The 791-nt window shown below is 34.1% G+C and carries 1 protein-coding gene and 1 pseudogene; both read right to left on the bottom strand.

The window, feature by feature from the left end:
* Positions 1-423: pseudogene (locus tag ACFINL_RS09745) on the bottom strand (hypothetical protein); the annotation flags it as partial.
* Between the two features lie 69 nt (positions 424-492).
* Entirely contained in the window at positions 493-645 is a 153-nt protein-coding gene (locus tag ACFINL_RS09740) for a TrwH protein (RefSeq protein WP_375612691.1), read from the bottom strand.
* Positions 646-791 lie beyond the last annotated feature (146 nt).

Here is a 791-nt window from a genome sequence, read left to right as displayed (position 1 = left end):
TTTTTTCAACTCAAGCTGTTTTTTTAAGAGCTCAATAATTTCCCCTTTTTTTAATAGATTAGTAAGCTCCAGATATTTTGCTGATGGAGCAGATACGAAAGTTGATTTAGGTACCTGAGCTGTGGGAGATACTGGAGGTGTGTTAGATGGCTTAGAGCCAATAGGTTTGGACGGTACGCGATTTCTTATCGTTCCCAAATTAGAAAGGTCAATTTTAATATCGGGTGGAAGTTTACGTGGTGGCTCATAGCCTTTTGGTGGTTTTGGTTTATAATTGTTGCTTGAATCGAGATTTCCTGACCCTATACTAGGAACTGCAAAACGGCTATGACCTCCTCCTTGCTTAGTAAGAGTGTTACTTCTTGCTAAGTTTGTTGTTCCAAAAAAAGCACTAATCGCTATGATAATAATCAGCTTTTGCATATTTCATACCTTTTAATTTTCACATATTTAGAAAGACTGACCATTACATTATTAACTTCATAAATCAGTTTATGAGATTCCGTTGTCTCCTCGCTTGATTTCGGCAGGGATTGTTTTATTAATAGGCACGCGGTTCCTGTCATTCGGCTGTTTTAGCTTTGGTGCTAATGCACAAGCCGATAAAAGGTTTGTAATCAAAATTATAAGAATGATCGACTTCATTTTAATATGACTCTTTTTTACTGTTATACACATTCTGATATTTGTTGTCATTATTATAATTTCGACACCAAAGTAAAGTGTATAGTTTACGATAATTTATCTTTTCTTAATTTCATTTTTTAATTTATGAAAATAGCTCAATTTCA

The organism is Bartonella sp. AA78NXGY, assembly GCF_042197005.1.
Lineage (GTDB): Bacteria > Pseudomonadota > Alphaproteobacteria > Rhizobiales > Rhizobiaceae > Bartonella.
Note: the sequence above shows the minus strand (reverse complement) of the source record. Positions and strands in the feature narration are given on the sequence as shown.